16 protein-coding genes and 2 tRNA genes are annotated in these 15,818 nt (G+C 47.9%); 8 read left to right on the forward strand and 10 right to left on the reverse strand.

All coding sequences use genetic code 11. The features are described from left to right. The first annotated feature begins 324 nt into the window (after positions 1–324). The gene (locus ABWW03_RS12550) at positions 325–615 is read left to right on the forward strand and encodes a hypothetical protein (RefSeq protein WP_353408680.1); all 291 of its coding nucleotides are present in this window, start codon (positions 325–327) and stop codon (positions 613–615) included. A gap of 165 nt (positions 616–780) precedes the next feature. Further along, positions 781–857 (forward strand) — tRNA-Arg (locus ABWW03_RS12555). A gap of 154 nt (positions 858–1,011) precedes the next feature. Here ABWW03_RS12555 and ABWW03_RS12560 read toward each other — a convergent pair. Beyond that, entirely contained in the window at positions 1,012–1,794 is a 783-nt protein-coding gene (locus ABWW03_RS12560) for a hypothetical protein (RefSeq protein ID WP_353408681.1), read from the reverse strand. A gap of 59 nt (positions 1,795–1,853) precedes the next feature. Next, positions 1,854–2,936, reverse strand: coding sequence for a fumarylacetoacetate hydrolase family protein (locus ABWW03_RS12565; protein ID WP_353408682.1), 1,083 nt, complete (start codon positions 2,934–2,936; stop codon positions 1,854–1,856). Between the two features lie 305 nt (positions 2,937–3,241). Between ABWW03_RS12565 and ABWW03_RS12570 the strand changes: the two genes are divergently transcribed. Continuing rightward, the gene (locus tag ABWW03_RS12570) at positions 3,242–3,910 is read left to right on the forward strand and encodes a TetR/AcrR family transcriptional regulator (protein WP_353408683.1); all 669 of its coding nucleotides are present in this window, start codon (positions 3,242–3,244) and stop codon (positions 3,908–3,910) included. Positions 3,911–4,000: 90 nt separating this feature from the next. Beyond that, the gene (locus ABWW03_RS12575) at positions 4,001–6,256 is read left to right on the forward strand and encodes a TonB-dependent receptor (RefSeq protein ID WP_353408684.1); all 2,256 of its coding nucleotides are present in this window, start codon (positions 4,001–4,003) and stop codon (positions 6,254–6,256) included. Positions 6,257–6,390: 134 nt separating this feature from the next. Here ABWW03_RS12575 and ABWW03_RS12580 read toward each other — a convergent pair. Further along, positions 6,391–6,467, reverse strand: a tRNA-Arg gene (locus tag ABWW03_RS12580). A gap of 257 nt (positions 6,468–6,724) precedes the next feature. On the opposite strand from ABWW03_RS12580, the gene ABWW03_RS12585 reads away from it, so the two are divergent. After that, complete coding sequence (locus ABWW03_RS12585) at positions 6,725–7,210, forward strand: hypothetical protein (protein WP_353408685.1); 486 nt, start codon at positions 6,725–6,727, stop codon at positions 7,208–7,210. Positions 7,211–7,227: 17 nt separating this feature from the next. On the opposite strand, the gene ABWW03_RS12590 is transcribed toward ABWW03_RS12585, so the two are convergent. Together ABWW03_RS12590 and ABWW03_RS12595 are read right to left on the reverse strand one after the other, a co-directional pair. Beyond that, positions 7,228–8,739, reverse strand: a complete 1,512-nt coding sequence (locus tag ABWW03_RS12590) for a methyl-accepting chemotaxis protein (protein WP_353408686.1) — start codon at positions 8,737–8,739, stop codon at positions 7,228–7,230. Positions 8,740–8,750: 11 nt separating this feature from the next. Continuing rightward, positions 8,751–9,296 (reverse strand): PAS domain-containing protein, encoded by a 546-nt coding sequence (locus tag ABWW03_RS12595; protein ID WP_353408687.1) that lies wholly within the window; start codon positions 9,294–9,296, stop codon positions 8,751–8,753. 453 nt (positions 9,297–9,749) lie between these two features. Between ABWW03_RS12595 and ABWW03_RS12600 the strand changes: the two genes are divergently transcribed. Beyond that, the gene (locus tag ABWW03_RS12600; protein WP_353408688.1) at positions 9,750–10,313 is read left to right on the forward strand and encodes a hypothetical protein; all 564 of its coding nucleotides are present in this window, start codon (positions 9,750–9,752) and stop codon (positions 10,311–10,313) included. Here the strand turns inward: ABWW03_RS12600 and ABWW03_RS12605 are convergent. The 4 genes from ABWW03_RS12605 to ABWW03_RS12620 form a co-directional block, all read right to left on the reverse strand. After that, entirely contained in the window at positions 10,310–11,191 is an 882-nt protein-coding gene (locus tag ABWW03_RS12605; RefSeq protein WP_353408689.1) for a hypothetical protein, read from the reverse strand. The two genes, ABWW03_RS12600 and ABWW03_RS12605, sit on opposite strands and share 4 nt — an antisense overlap. 67 nt (positions 11,192–11,258) lie before the next feature. Then, entirely contained in the window at positions 11,259–11,786 is a 528-nt protein-coding gene (tadA, locus tag ABWW03_RS12610) for a tRNA adenosine(34) deaminase TadA (protein ID WP_353408690.1), read from the reverse strand. A 14-nt stretch (positions 11,787–11,800) separates the two neighbouring features. Then, on the reverse strand, positions 11,801–12,037 hold the full coding sequence (locus tag ABWW03_RS12615; protein WP_353408691.1) for a DUF1653 domain-containing protein: 237 nt from the start codon (positions 12,035–12,037) through the stop codon (positions 11,801–11,803). 89 nt (positions 12,038–12,126) lie between these two features. Beyond that, the gene (locus ABWW03_RS12620) at positions 12,127–13,002 is read right to left on the reverse strand and encodes a crotonase/enoyl-CoA hydratase family protein (protein WP_353408692.1); all 876 of its coding nucleotides are present in this window, start codon (positions 13,000–13,002) and stop codon (positions 12,127–12,129) included. A 465-nt stretch (positions 13,003–13,467) separates the two neighbouring features. Here ABWW03_RS12620 and ABWW03_RS12625 point away from each other — a divergent pair, with 465 nt between their 5' ends. Beyond that, complete coding sequence (locus ABWW03_RS12625) at positions 13,468–13,965, forward strand: hypothetical protein (RefSeq protein WP_353408693.1); 498 nt, start codon at positions 13,468–13,470, stop codon at positions 13,963–13,965. Positions 13,966–14,095: 130 nt separating this feature from the next. Here the strand turns inward: ABWW03_RS12625 and ABWW03_RS12630 are convergent, their stop codons facing one another. Then, positions 14,096–15,034 (reverse strand): hypothetical protein, encoded by a 939-nt coding sequence (locus ABWW03_RS12630; RefSeq protein WP_353408694.1) that lies wholly within the window; start codon positions 15,032–15,034, stop codon positions 14,096–14,098. 391 nt (positions 15,035–15,425) lie between these two features. Here ABWW03_RS12630 and ABWW03_RS12635 point away from each other — a divergent pair. Continuing rightward, positions 15,426–15,818 (forward strand): hypothetical protein (locus tag ABWW03_RS12635; RefSeq protein WP_353408695.1); only part of this gene is annotated, 393 nt, incomplete at its 3' end.

Consider the following 15,818-nt stretch of genomic DNA (forward strand, 5'->3'; position numbering starts at 1 on the left):
CTTTTGTCTTTAATTTCATCGTATTCTAGAGGAAAGTGAAGGAAATTTGACAGGTCAAATACGCCAAATAGTGGATATCCACTACCAAGTGGATAATTTTGTCTATTTAATCAACAGACCTTCAAATCTCAATAAGCCAGCTTTCCTCTCATATACTGCTGTTGACTCGAATTCCCCCTGCCCTTTGTCAGGTTATGGTCCAGCGAACCCTCCTGGGTAAACCGACGCTGCTAATCATCGTTTCCAATTTTCAGTTCGCGTTCACTCTCTTTATATAAAGTTGCCCTGTCACTCACGTGTTCGACCCTCGTTAAAAGGCTTTAAATGACGAAACAATCCACAGAGCAACTCACCATTCATTGGGACAACCCGAATCTGGACGCCGAAAGCATCATCCGTGAACTCGCCAAGCAACACGCGCTGAAGAGCCAGCTTGACGACGGAGACCGATCGCACAGCGACTTGCCCCGCATTGTTGGCGAAGATGTCACACTGGATGATGTTGAAAAGCTTCTGGTGAACATTGCCAAGCTCCAACGCTACCGGGAACTGGACATCAGCAAACTGCATGCACGCTATCTCCGGGAACTGAAACTCAAACAGAATCACGATTAAGGAAATTCAGCGAGACCTATCCTGAAATTGAACAATTTTTCAACGAACATTCAGTAAAGTAAGTGGGCAACGAACATATTCCCCGGAGTCGCTGAGCAAATTTCAAACAGCGCCAAAAAAGCCTTGACTCCTTAAGCTGCCACCCCTATTATTCGCGCCCTCAACGCACTCGTAGCTCAGCTGGATAGAGTACTCGGCTACGAACCGAGCGGTCGAAGGTTCGAATCCTTCCGAGTGCGCCATATACCTAAAAAACCCTCACAAGTTTGCTTGTTGAGGGTTTTTTTATACCTGCTGTTTTACATAGCTATTGCGTTAAACGCTGTCACTTTTGTATTTGCGCTTGTCGACACACCGCTCTTGGGCCGCCAAGCTTCCACCTTCAGGCACCCGCAATTAAAATGTCTTCTCGTTGCCTTTATAACCCTTTTTAAAACTTGCAAAGAGTAAGACAAGTAAAGCCATCAAGTTACTTGCAACCACAACATCCTGCCAATCAGTTTGCAAGGTTCGGTATGTTCCCCTACCCGTCAAGTTAATCCCGATATTGAGGTTCTTACGCAAGGCGGCAATATGGTTTAAAAACTCAATATAGCGATAGCAAATCAATGCCACAGTCAGCAAACCGAAAATGCGCGTGTAAATTCGCGAAGCACCTCCGTAATAGCAAATCGCTGTAATCAACGAGCACACAGCAATTAACTTACCCCAGATGGTATCCGGCCCGATATCCCAAAGGCTGATCGCCAAGGTAAACTGCGACACCGTCATAATGGTTAAAAAACAGGTAATGAAAAGCACTACGCTGGCGGCAAAACCAATGGTGTTGTGAATACCTTCAGAGAACAGAGCGGTGAGTCGCTGCCCTGTACTACTGGCCTGCATCGTTTTCATTTTCTGCACTAACTCTTCGGCAGAAAGACTGTTGGCGGTGGTCTTTAGCAGGTAGATTTCCGATGCCTTGTCATTTTTGACAACAAAGTCTACCCTTGAATTCGCTGAAACCGGGCCATCCGATTTCCAATCCGATTGCTGAAAAGCGAATCTCTCCCCCTCATCAGTGCGAATAATGCCCTCAGCAGATTCCGAATCGAAATGCAGTACTACTCCTTCCATACAAAGCTCCGTCTTAGCTGTTAATACGCCATTAAAAGCTAGACATGTATCGGTATTTTTCAAGGCGAATTTCGGAGAAATCGACAAAGGGCATCAACCAATATATACCGAAGGTAAAGCCGCTATGGCGACGCTTCAATATCCAATACAATCCTTCCCAGATAAGTGCCACCGAGCACAACCTTATCGCCACCCTGGAGATATCGTTTGGACTCAAAACCTTCCTCTATCGTGCGCTCAATCACGTATTTCACCGCGGTGCTTTCCAAAAAACCAAAGCTCAATGCCCATTGTGTTCCCCATAACATTTTGGACCAGGTACTGATACCGTTAAAAATTACGCCCTCAGGAGTACCCGTGAGAATGGCCATATCCTTAGCGATATAGTCCTGGTGGATTAATGGCAGTGATTTGTCTTGATACACCCAATTGGCATTCTTCCCCGTTTTTAAAATATCGATGACAATTTCATCAATTTTTTTAACCATCTTCGCCGCTGAACTGAACTGACGTTGCTCGCCATTCACCTGAGTATACAAACTGACCGAATTCACAAACATTCTCCAATCCGTAGGAACAACCGTAAAGGGGCCAACCGGAAAGCGGTCATCGCCGCTTTTAGCGTCAGTGAATCCAATTCCTGAAGCTGGGTTGTCCGTATTAATTTTTCGCAGAAGTTCGGCGCGATCAGACATATCTCCGCAGAGAAATACACCTTTAATAACCTCTTCGAAATTCCAAACATTGAACACCGGTGCTTGAAAACGAACACAGAGTTCCACCTCGTAATCCATCAAAATAGAAGGCGACGTGCGCACCGTACTGTTGAATGACGAGGGTGTAGAAATTTTGGGGAACAGGAAACCGCTGTTGATATCCGTTTCTTCCCGGTGTGCGGTGTAATTGGTACCCGCTGCAATATGGTTCCTACCAAGAACCGGAGACACCCTCAACTCAGAATAGTGATAACCCTTACGCCGACCGGTTTCCGCAAATGTTCTCAGAGTCGATACCCCGATCTCTGCAACAAAATCCAGCGGGTCGTCAGGTCGGAAATCGAACGCCTCGCTGAGGTTGATCGCCCAAACCTTCCCTCCATGCTCCTCCATTACCAGCAACGTATCCATCAATGGCGCCTCATCACTGGAAATCTGGGCCAGGGTCAAGCCCTCCTCCAGAGGCGCAATGGCCGACGGAACAATCATTACCCCCTGGCCAAGGCATAGGCTCCAAGGTGAAAAGACCCAAATGAATGCGAGTAATACCATCTTAACCGAACACATATAACAAACCTCTCTACTCAATAAACAAGCTAAAACCTTTCTTGCTGACACCCTGTCAACACCTATTATCAAGCAACACAAATTGACACCATGTCAATAAAAATTTAATTTTCTGTTGACACATTGTCAACAACTCAAGTTTAATGGCCACATGAACACGGCAAATCTGTTTAACAGGGTGTCAATAGCTGCTACCATTTACCCGTCAATCATTTCAGGTAAACACCATGGGTACTGCGACAGACAAGGCCAGCAAGAACAGAGCGAGCAAGGGAAAGAACGCTCGTAGCCGAAGCGATGAAGAAAAAGACCGGCGTCAACAGCAAATTCTTGACGCCGCGATTATCGAATTCGACAGCAATGGCTACGAAAAAACATCAATGGGTGCCATCGCCAAACGCGCTGGACTCAGCCGGACCCTGGTTAACTTCTACTTTGGTGACAAGGAAGGTGTGCACGCCGAGATAGAACGTAAGGCTCTGGCAAATATGACTGACATGTTTGTCGCCGCATCAAAGCGACAGAAGCTGGGCATCGATAAATTACTGGCTATCGGCAGAGCCTATGTGCGTTTTCAGAAAAAGTACCCGGGGTATTTCGAAGCGCTGGCTCGGAAAGACGACGGCCAAAATCAGAAAGAGCTTGAAATACCGTCTGTCGATTCCACCCAGGTCATCGCAGAGGCCATTCGCGCTGGCGTCGAAGACGGTTCGGTAAAACACAGTTTCAACAACCTGACCCAGGCATCACTGGCGTTATGGGCTACCGCCCATGGATTTATCGTCATCGCCGAAAACAAGGGCACTGTTTTAAAGGCACACTGGGGTGTGAATGCGTCAACATTGCTGAAAAACCTGGATACCGCCATCACATCCATGTTTGCCAATAGCGACTGACCTCCCCTCGTTGAGAGATCTTGTTTCACTCTCTTTGTCGACAAAATAGTGACCTCCGTGTGATCACTACAATGACAAAGAGAGGAGATTATGATCGCCACACGCCGCACCGTAGCAACCCCCATAAAAACCGCAATCCCGAGGATTGCTTCGTTCACTCGCCACAGCCTGTACTTGGCCTTGTCTGCAGCAATGCTCGCCAGCCCGGCCAAGGCCAATGACTCTCAGCCGGAGCACCATATTGAGCTGGAAGAAATTGTCGTATTAGCACGAAAAGTTGAAGAAAATTCCCAAAGCGTACCAATATCCATTACGGCATTGTCTGCAGACTTTATTAAGCAAGCCGGCATTAACAACGTAGCCGATACTTTATCATTCACACCTGGCGCCACACTGTTCAGTTCCAGCCCGTTGGAACAACAATACAGTATTCGAGGCGTCAGCTCAGGCAGCGAAGGTGCGGCCAGTGAATCTTCTGTACTAGTCATGCAAGACGGCGAAGTACTGGCGCGGGATTTCATGCGCTCCGCTGCCTACTTCGATGTTGCACAAATTGAAGTGTTGCGAGGCCCCCAAGGCATCAGTTATGGAAAAAACGCCACAGGAGGCTTGGTCCATATACTCTCCCATCGGCCACACAATGAACTCGAAGCCGAACTGGGGCTTGGGCTGGGGACCTATAATGCCCGTGAACTCGAAGGTTTTATCAATGGCCCCGTATCCGAAGAGGTATCCGCGCGCCTGAGCTTCAGCCACACTGAGCGCGACGGTTTCACTGAGGATCTGGTCAGTGATGAAGATCTTGACCACTGGAAAAGCACTGGATTGCGCGCCCAGTTTCTTTATCAAAACGACGACCTGGACATCCTGCTGCGTGCACATTGGATGGATGAGGAAGGCGGACAAACCCCTCGCAAGAATTTCGATGTGAATGCCCCCTACAGCAGCCCCCTGGGAACCAGTTATACCGAACTCAGTTCAGATCCCTGGAGCGTCAGTAATTCACAACATCTGGACTTCGGAACAACACGAACCATTCAAGGCCTCAACATTGAACTCAGTAAGCAGTTTGACTGGCTCACGCTGACCAGCATCACAACCTACCGTGAAGCCGAAGCAAAAATGATTCGAGATGGTTTTGGCACACCGGACGATCTATTTTTCTCGACCAGCCTGGATGACGCCGATACATTTTCGCAGGAAATCAGGCTCGACAACTCAGCATCCGACGATTCGATTCGCTGGCTCGCTGGATTGTATCTATCCAAAGATCAACACCATCGTATCGAAGACCGCACCCTGGCCGCATCGCCCATTGCGGGAGGAATGTTCGAAACCTTGGATTATATTGATCAAGAGTCAGAGAATGTTGGGCTCGGCCTGTTTACGGAAATCAAAATTGACCTGAGTGAACGCAGTACGCTCTCGCTGGGAGCTCGTTATTCCGTCGACGAAAAAGATTTCACTCTGATGCACCGTTCAAGCGGCGCCCTCTCCTTCGCGTTCCTTGACGAACCCGGCCCCCTTATCGCAAACGCAGACGAACAATGGAAAGCGACAACGGCGTCGGCTTCCCTATCCTACGATCTGAACGACAATGCCATGCTGTACACAAAAGTATCGACGGGTTACAAGGGCGGCGGCTTTAACGGAGAAGCCACAACAAGAAACAGCGCCATTACCCCTTTTGATGAAGAAAATGTTGTAAACCTGGAACTCGGTGTTAAAAGTGAACTCTGGAACAATCGCCTGCGCCTGAACATTGCGGCCTTTCACTTGGATTACACGGATATACAAGTTGAGGCATTTCCTGATGGTGCCGCCGCTCCGATTATCGACAATGCTGGAGAAGCTCGCATCCAAGGTGTCGAGCTGGACACTCAACTGGCCCTGACAGAAAACCTTCGTTTAATCGCCGGTCTTGCGTTGTATGATCACGAATACAAAGAGTACGTCAAAGACGATGTGGACCTGCAAGGCAATAACATCGCCAATGTTCCCGATTGGACATTCAACTTGACCGCCCTTTACGAGCACGATTTGTCGTCAGGCGGCGCGCTTCAAGCTCGATTGGACTACAACACCCGCAGTGATATTTTCGATGACCCGGAAAATTGGGACACAAACGATGGCGGTCAAAATGGCCTGCGCGAACGCGTCGATCACCTCAATGCGCGATTGGCCTGGATATCATCTGATGATCATTGGGAAGTCGACGTTTGGGTGAAGAACATACTGGACGAAGCGGAGGTCATGAATGTTGGCCCCCAGTTTTTCCTGAGCCAGCGACCCGTTGTATACGGAGCGCCCCGACGAGCCGGCGTCTCTCTTCGGTTTCGCTTATAAGGCTTGCTTGAGTGTGTCTTGGCTGGCTTTTAGAGCTGGCTTATAAATTGACGAAAAGGGAAACAATCCTAGCGAGGTATCCGATACACCAATAAAAAGCCCCGGTAAGCTGAGCTTACCGGGGCTTTCTTGTATGGCGCACTCGGAAGGATTCGAACCTTCGACCGCTCGGTTCGTAGCCGAGTACTCTATCCAGCTGAGCTACGAGTGCGTAGAGGCGCGTATAATAGGGATGCGGCTTTGCCTAGTCAAGCCGTTTTTGCAAAATAAGTCATATTTTGAAGTGGCTTATTCAAGGCTTCTTCGATAATTACGGTTTTCGGCCCAAAATCGCTTATTTCTTTATAAAACAACCACTTCCAGATGCCGATCGGCGCGATTTTCAGCGGACATCCAAAACAGTTGACAGGTCTATAAGCTCACCCTACACTAATGATAATGATTATCATTTAATGAGTATCCGCCTTCATGAACGCCCTATGTCCTCAGCACCAACAAGCGTTACTGTCCAACCCGAAACAAGCGCTTCACGCATGCCGTAAACTGATTGAGGAAGGCACTCAGTCTCACCACGCCGCCGACTACCAGACATCCTGTCAGCGCTTCCAAGCCGGGATCGAAATCAGCCAAATGCTGCTAGCGCAATGCCCCTGCCCCGCCATGATCACCATGCGGGTAATCGCTGGCCATAATCTGTCTGCATCCTACGTGGCTCAAGGTCGGAATCAGTACGCCGAAAACACACTGTATGCCACCCATGAAGAAATTTGTGCGCTCTGCCAGGACGGCCGCCTACAACGCTGCGTCAGATTGGAAGCCCTCAGCCAATTGAAAACCACCCTCTTCTCTCTGACATCCCAGCTCGGTTACATGGGGAAAAGCGAACATCTGCACGACGCCATCACTGAGGCGGAAGCCATTGCCGAGTGCACCGCCCAGCAACTCTTTCATTGATGATTTTTGTTCTCGACCTACGACGCGTGCTTCTGATCCATCATTTCATCAATACGTCGCAGAATTTCATCGCTTTGGGTTTCCGCCGAGCGCATATGATCCACAATCTGTTGTCGGATTTCAGGAACAAAACGCCAATTGGCATCCCTCAACTCCACCGCATCTCTAACTGACTGATGAACGCTCGCATGAGGCGTTTCCAATTTTTGGTAAGCCGAGAGATGATTGAAACTGTTGGCTCCGTCACCTTCGTAATACCACTGCCCCATTCGGCAACTGGTATGGTCAATCAATACGGCTGCAATTTCATCGTTTCGCTCACAGGAATCATCCAAGGCTAAATAACCATTTTGTTTAAAGATAATATGGTCCAGTTTGGCGAGTGTACCGAAGGTTCGGTCTTTGGCATTGGTCAGGTATCGACAGGTGGTTTCCGCTGACTCAGAAAATTCACTAAAACGCTGTTTGAACGCTTCGACTTGTTCGCCAATTACGCTGGCCGAGCAACTGGAGCTTTCGGCCTTATCAACCATTTCCTTTACTCGGGAACTGAAAGTCCCAATGGTCGAGGACACTTCAATCGCCGCTTCTTTTGTTCGATTGGACAACGCTTTCACTTCCTCAGCAACAACCGCAAAACCCCGCCCCTGCTCACCAGCGCGAGCCGCTTCAATCGCCGCGTTCAGTGCCAATAGACTGGTTTGATCGGCAATTTCCGTAATGATCGACAAAGATGCCGAGACTCGTTCACTGTCTTCACCCAAGGCTTTCACTACCTCAGCAACTTCCTGAATGCTGCTATTGATATCACTGAGTTGGACAGCCATTTTGTCCACTTCCTGCTGACTGTCCCGTGCGGCTTCACCGCTGCCGTTTGCAATGGTTTCCACTTCGTATACCTGACGGGAAATCCGATCCAGGTCGGCTTGGTTGGCTTTTAAATTCTGAATTAAGTTTTTAGTGTTCAGACTGTGCAACTCAGAATGCAGCTCGTTCGCGGCCAAAAGATCCATGCCTTCCCGCATTCGATCGATCGATGTATTAATCGAGCACAAGGAATTCCGCAGTTGCCCCGGTAAGCCTTTATAAAGCGCTTTTCGATCATAGGAGCCCCGGGCCACATAACTGAAACAACTGTTTACTTCTTTAAAATACGATTCGACGCGATCCAGCAGGTCATTCAGCTCCCAAGCCACTTTACCCAACTCACCCATCCCCACGGTGGTCACGATACGTTTGTGAAAGGCTCCTTTATTGGCAGATTCCATCGTGGCCTGAACGGTTTCAATCAAATTGAACATTTGTTTAGTGAAGCGATAAATCCAGAACCCGGCAATCAAACTCAATAATGGAGCGCTCAATAACCACCATGACGGTTTGATAAGCGCAAAGGCCAAACCATTGCTCAACCATACCAGGGCAAGCATAATGCCCACAGCCAACTTTACTCGTGTTCGCAAAAATGGAATTCTGTCGCTGATTCGGTTAGTAAACCCAGGTGGCGATTGCCTTTTTGAACGCTGACTCATAACTTACTCCTTCAGGCTGCATCCAGTTGCTGCATGAATTGAATGTAACTTTGGTTCTGCTCCGCCAGGTGATCCTGCAACATCTGTGCGGAACGATTGGGTGCTGTTTTGCGATCACCTCGGCGCTCTTCTTCCAGCATCCTGGCGTAAATTGGCTCAATAGTTTTCACAGCGTCGATGGCGGGCTTTCGTCGCACGGAATAATATCCGCGTAAGGTTCCATCTTCATCCACATCCGGCGTTACATTGGCAAACACCCAGTAATACGCACCATCCCGGCAGAGGTTTTTTACATAACCGAAAAACTCTCGTTCAGCTTTTAACTCCTGCCAGAGCATTTGGAACACACCTCGCGGCATATCCGGATGACGAATCACATTGTGTTGATGCCCCAAAAGCTCGGACTCAACAAAACCAGACACTTCCATAAACGTCCGATTAATGTAGGTTAACCGCCCTGTCGCATCGGTCTTGCTAACAATAAAACCGTCCTCTGCAACCACAACTTCTTTGTTAATCGCTTGAATATTCTGTCGTTTCAATGCGTTTTTTTTCATACTGTGACACCCTGTTGATCATTACCTTAATAAGCTCCTCAGCTTGTTCATTGTCCCTGGCGTCACCAGTCCTTCAGTCAACAAACCGCACTCAGTCGCGATATAACCTTGTATCGACCAGGGTTAATTGGCCTTGAGCAGACTTGGGCACGCATTAGGAAAGTTTTGTCAGGTAAATCCTTATCGCAGAAGATTTTTGATCTAGATCAGTTGATTTGAGCGACTTTGACCTAAACGGCCATCGCTTTGGGGGCCGTTATTGCGTTTGGATTTATTGTTTCAGCAGCAAAGTGTGATGCCGTATTCCGATAAACAGGGGCCTTTAATATCGATAAAATATTAAGCATTCTCATTCAGTCGGGGTAAGCTAAGCGTTCGCTACGATACGTGAGCTGTCCACATTTAAATCTTCAGGCAAGCTTTTCCGCGCCTAACCATGACGGGAGAAGAACTATGCTGCTTCGCAAGCAACTCGAATCCATTAGTCAGGCCTACCCCAGGCACCAACAATGGGCCTACTTGGAACGCCTCGCACAATATAATGAACACACCATTCGCCCTGTGGCTGACCCCTGGCCCGAATACAACTACACCTGCCTGGTTTTCGCCCTCGGCTTAACCAACTCTCGGGTTTACCAGCAAATTGTAACTCGTAACGAAGATGTTTTTGCCGGCCCGGAATTTGCGCTGTTTCTGATTAGCCAAGGCGCCTTAGAGACCGTGACCAAACCACAATGCGGCGACTTGGTGCTCTACAGCACATCCCATGAACGACACTATGAAATTTGTCACGCCGGTTTGATTGAAGAAGATGGCAAAGTGATTTCGAAATGGGGCCTCGGCGGCCTATGGCAGCACGAAACGTTCGAGCTGCCAGCCAATTATGGTAAACACGCGAGCTATTACGCCGCCACCGATCCGGAAAGAATTTTGAATTGGTTTTTAAAATTTGCGCGCAGCCGCGGCGCCGATAATGCCCGGCCACGCTTTAAAATTAACGACATCAAAGAGGCTTAAGGCGCAAGGGCCATGTGAAAATCACGTGTACTCTCCTCACTGCCAGAAGGGGTCATATCGAAGCGCCCGATATAGTACCCCTCATTGGCATTCACAAACACCTCGGCGCTGTATGTCCCGCTACTACCGCTACAACTGAACGTTCCGTTAGACGTTACCTTATTGAAGAAAAAGGTAATATCACCGTTGTAATCGCAATCACCCAAATCGGTTCCAACGCGGCTCATCGCAAACGCCGTCTCGCTGATGTTTAATGTAAACTCTGTGCTGTCCAGCTGACCGAACTGACTCGTCGGCCGGGATGGATCATAACCTCGAGCATGACCCGAAAAAGTCCGGTTAAAGGTAGCAACCATTTTTCCCGGATTCACTAGATTTCGGTACGATCGCGTAACCGTGAAGGATTGCTTGGCGCTTTGCCATTTCAATTCCAATGCATCTCCAGGTTTGGGGAAATCAATTGCGTATTCGGTATGATCAGAATCCGGTACAAAGTCTGTGTCGCTGGCGGGACGTACCGTCGTGAAGGTCCGTTCTATCCACACTTCACCGTCCACCCTCGCAACCAAGGTGTGCTCGCCATCCGTTAAGGCCGCGTAGTTGAACAATAAAGAAAAGCCACTGTTCTCATGGCCGCAACGGCTCTGCGCGTCAGTACGGATCGTACCCATCCCTGCTTTACCGTAGGATTTTCCGTCGATTTCAATATCGATATCCGTTGCCGTGCAGTGCCAGCCACTGATCGCACTGATACCGGATTCAACTGCATCCTTCGCTGGGTTTTCTAAATTCCCTTCGGCAACTGCAATACTACCAAGCAGCATTGAAACGCCGCTTAACATAAGTGTTCGAACATTCATTGTCTGGATCATTTTCATATCGCTGTCCTTAATGTATTACGCGATCCTCGCGATGATAAAAAATAATAAGTTGTTACGACCGATACTATGTCGCTTTGTTGGCTTTTTTTTGCGCTCTTCGGCGTTTAAAGAAGTCCGATAACTGAGCACTGGTTTCTTTGGCCAGCACACCGCCCTGCCACTCAAGGTGATGGTTGAGAAAGGGGCTGTTCAGGAATTCACCCTGGGACTCGATCACGCCAGCCTTGGGCTCTGTTGCGCCAAACACCAAGCGGGAGACTCGGCTATGCACTAAGGCACCGGCGCACATGCTGCACGGCTCCAGGCTCACGTATAAGGTGCAGTCACTGAGACGATAATTCTCTACCGTTTGGCCAGCTTTGCGCAAGGCCATAATCTCAGCGTGAGCACAGGGGTCATGCGTGCTGATGGGTTGATTGAATGCTTCAGCAATCAATTCATGATCGCGTACCACGACAGCGCCCACCGGCACCTCGCCAGCGTCTGCAGCTTGCTCGGCAAGAACCATACAATGACGCATCCAATACTCATCCTGCTCAAGCGGGCTGAGTTTGGCGATGTCTTCACGGCTTAACACATTGCGTTCGTTCATCGACACCCACAATCCTAGGTAAAAACCGATTCTGATGCCGCGGCGCGGACAAAAGAAAATCGCGGGATCGTCTTTCCGTCAATATCGACGGTTTCAGTAAACATGGACAACGGGCGAACCCACAAACTGTAATCACCGTAGAGACAGCGGTAAACCACCAGTTCTTCTTCGGTTTCACTGTGGCGGGCAACGTCGATTACCCAGTAATCCTGCCCCTTATAATGACGGTAAACGCCGCTTTGTAATGGCATATGGCCTCCAATAAAAGAGGCCATTATACGTGGAAAAATCAAGGGCGGTAACGGTAAGCGATGCAACTAGAGGGGGCAGCGTCCGAGGTCTAGGTATCGGCCTGCCAAGGGTAGAAATCAGGCATATCCTTCGACACCGTCGAGGTGAATTCGGCCTGACGCTTTTCCCAAAAGGCATTGATGCCTTCCTTGCCATCCACCAGGCTTTGATAAAAAATCGCCAGTGAGTCAACCTTGTGCGCCTCAGCCGGATGGTCTGCAGCTGACAAGCGATACATCATTTGTCGCGCCAGCGCTACCGCAACCGGAGAAGTATTGTCGGCAATGCGACGGGCAATCTTATACGCCGCGTCCAGCAGCGCCTCAGGCTCGTGAATGGATTTCACCAACCCTCCATTTTTGGCTTCCTCGGCATCGAAAATTTCCGCGGTGTATACCCATTCCAAAGCCTGGGAAATACCCACAATTTTAGGCAGGAACCAAGCCGAACAGGCTTCCGGAGTAATACCCAGCTTGGTAAACACAAAGCCCACCTTGGCCTTATTGGAAGCCAGGCGAATATCCATCGCACACGTCATGGTGGCGCCAATGCCTATCGCGGGACCATTGATGGCCGCGATGACAGGCTTGGTACAGTTGTAAATCGCCAGAGTGACCGTACCACCGGTATCTCGAATGCCAGGTTCAACCTCGTCCAGATTCCGTACGTCCTCCAAGGTGGGCTCCAGCTCTTCATCCAAGCCAAAAGCGTTTCCTTCACTGTTCAATTTCATGCCCGCACAAAACCCCCGCCCCGCCCCGGTGACCACCACGGCGCGAACCTCATCATCCGCACTGGCACGGCCAAAGGCCTCAATCAGCTCCTCAGCCATTTCCACCGTAAACGCGTTAAGCTCCTCAGGGCGGTTTAAAGTAATCGTCAAGATTTTATCTTTCACTTCGTACAGAATGGTTTCGTAACTCATGCTATGTCTCTACGGGTTTCACTGTTTGTGGGGTAGCATAAAAGAGTCTTTGCTAGGCTTTAAGGGCTGCCAGTAAAATTGGCGGTAATGGACTAGAATGAGTATTTTTTGGCCTAGTAGAAGCAAAGAAATGATGCCGGTGACCTTGGTTGAACCCTGATGCAGTACTACTTCGATATCGCGCTGCAAACCAAATTCAAACTGGATAATGACGTCATTGCTACCTTGCTCGATAAGTCGGTCAAAACAATTTAAACTTCGGGGCTAAAGCTCACTGAGACTGAATGGCTTAAGAGAACAACCTTTACCCAGGGTGGTGAAGAGACCATCACTTACGATGTAGGTAAAGATGCTGTAAGCTCTCAGAACAAGGCATATACCGCCCCTAAAGCTCCAGCTGAATCAGGCGAAGCGATCTACGAGGGAACCCTGGACAACCTGATCAAATAGAATGGAAACTAAAGCATGTCACTTTCAAATGACCTCAATGAGCTAATTAAAAATAGCGAGTGGACAACAGCAGTAGGCAGTTCAATACTTCTTTTCGGAAGGCTGGAAGTTAAAATTAACTACTTGCTCTTCATATACATTACCCCCAATGCTCTATCAGAAAAACTTAGGGTTGTTAACCTGTCCCGAAAAATTGAACTAATTAGGTCTGTATTTAATTGGCCCCACGAGAAAACACCGAAAGAAGTTAGGCTTATCGTGTTATTAAAACGGGCATCAGGGTTATTAACAACAAGAAACTTGATAGCCCACAACGGATTAATGTGGGGACACTTTGATGATGAAAGTAGTGATGAAAAATCTAGCGTCAGATTGGTAAACCCTAATATTGGAAAAGGACGCTTTAAATCGCTGGCTCTGCACGAAATACAGGCGTTTGTAAAAAGCGTCGAAGAGTTATTGAATGACTTCGAAGCCTTAGATAACGAAGATGGAATTGGCGTCCCTTTCTAGACGGACAAATGACAAACAGCTTTACAGGGAGTTTATAACGCTTGTTTTTTTGAGCACATCAAAGGAGTTTTACTTTTTAGTTTAAGAAATTGGGGCTAGCCAACTCCAGCCCCATTTAGAGTCAAAGTAATTATCTTGCCGGAAGCTCGCAATAGAGAAGAGCAACATTCTTTGGCCTGGTTTCTGAACCACCAACAGAGCTTGAATTTAGTCGACCTTCTCCGTCTTTATCGCTTGCGTGCCCAGCCCTCATACCACCGTGATAGCTACTTCCTTTTTTTGTGCCTCTTCCACGATATGTCAAGAAGTGGTTGTGAGATTTGAAGGTATCCTCCTGATGGGAACCAGCTTCTCTCCTTCCGTGAGGGTCAGCATGACCAGTAGGGTCTATCCCGCGAATGAACCGGCCATAAGCTTTACTGTAAGGATGCCAGCCTGCTGGACAAGTTACACCATTGAACGCTATAACACTACCTGGCGGGGTAACGTACAAGTCTGCGTATACGTCTTCTTGTGTCACTGACAACCTCGGGCCAGAAGTAAGTACTTCAATTCTTGCCGCAGGATAGCGAACCACCACTCCCTCACTACTTTCAGATAAAGACCTCCCCCCTCGCTTGCAACTAATGTGAATATTAGCATTTCCTATTTTTATAGGGTTCTTAAGAGCATATTCATCACCAGAAGGGCTGATTTCCTTCTTAGAGTAGTCATCACCAAAAACTTCACAACTATAATTAGTTGCTTTATAGCTATACAACAAAAAGTCACCATCACTTGTCGAGTCGATTGTTAAAGTAACATTGTCGTTGTAAGGACCATCTAAGCTAGGAACAATTTTAACGCCCTTTGTGTCTGCAGCAATACAATCCTTGTAAGTTTTGGCTAAAGGAACATTTATCTGCTTACTAATAACAGTACTGATATTGTTTTCCTTAAAGTATCTTTCTTGCTCTTCACAGAAATTTTTAATCTGCTGCTTTTTGTAACTTGAATCGTGACTACCTTCATACTCACCCCAAGGGGTGAGGCCATATAGGTAGGTTGCTTTCTTATCATCAACGTTCATGTAGTTGGACTTACATATGTGTAGATATCTATATACTTGCTGCTCTTGAGAACTATGTTTAAGAGTAATGTCCCGGATACCGGACTGCATTAGAGGTAGGCATTGATTCTCCGACTGCCCTTGAGAATACACATTTGGCGCCAAAGCGCTCTGGATTAGTAGCGCAACTCCTAAGTGCTTAGAATTCATTTTATTCTCCACTTTTCTGTCCCTGAATGATTAGCCTACCACTAATAAGCCCTTTGGGCGTGCAGCGACGCGACAATTATCAAGCATAAATATTTTGACCTTCGCTTTAGGCGAGAACCCGATATTTGATTACGAGCGCTATTGATCCAGCTTGGATTAACGAAGATACTTACCGCCCTGTCAAAAACTTAGGAATGGAAAGATGGATCTATCCAATGAAACTCTCGGTTTAGTCGCTGCAGGAGCGAGTGCGGTGGCTGCAATAGCTAGCTTTATAACTGCTCTCTATAACGCCAAGATTTCACATAATACTTTCAAACACAATAATACGCCTAAAATAAGCGCTCAGGCTTTTACCCAATCAAGCAATGACAAAGCCATTACACTAGATATAGCAATTCGTAATAGCGGTACTGGAACAGCACATATTAAAAGTATTGTTTGGTTTCTTAGAGGAAAGCGTGTTGAGGGATGGAACCTAAAAAATGAAATATACATATTCATACGGGAAGAAGGTTTTAGTGACGAAGACTTTATTGTGACAGCATTCAATGGCAATAAAATCGATGTATCTCCCGGAGAGGAATTCAAACCC

Source organism: Pseudoteredinibacter isoporae (assembly GCF_040372805.1).
Lineage (GTDB): Bacteria > Pseudomonadota > Gammaproteobacteria > Pseudomonadales > Cellvibrionaceae > Pseudoteredinibacter > Pseudoteredinibacter isoporae_A.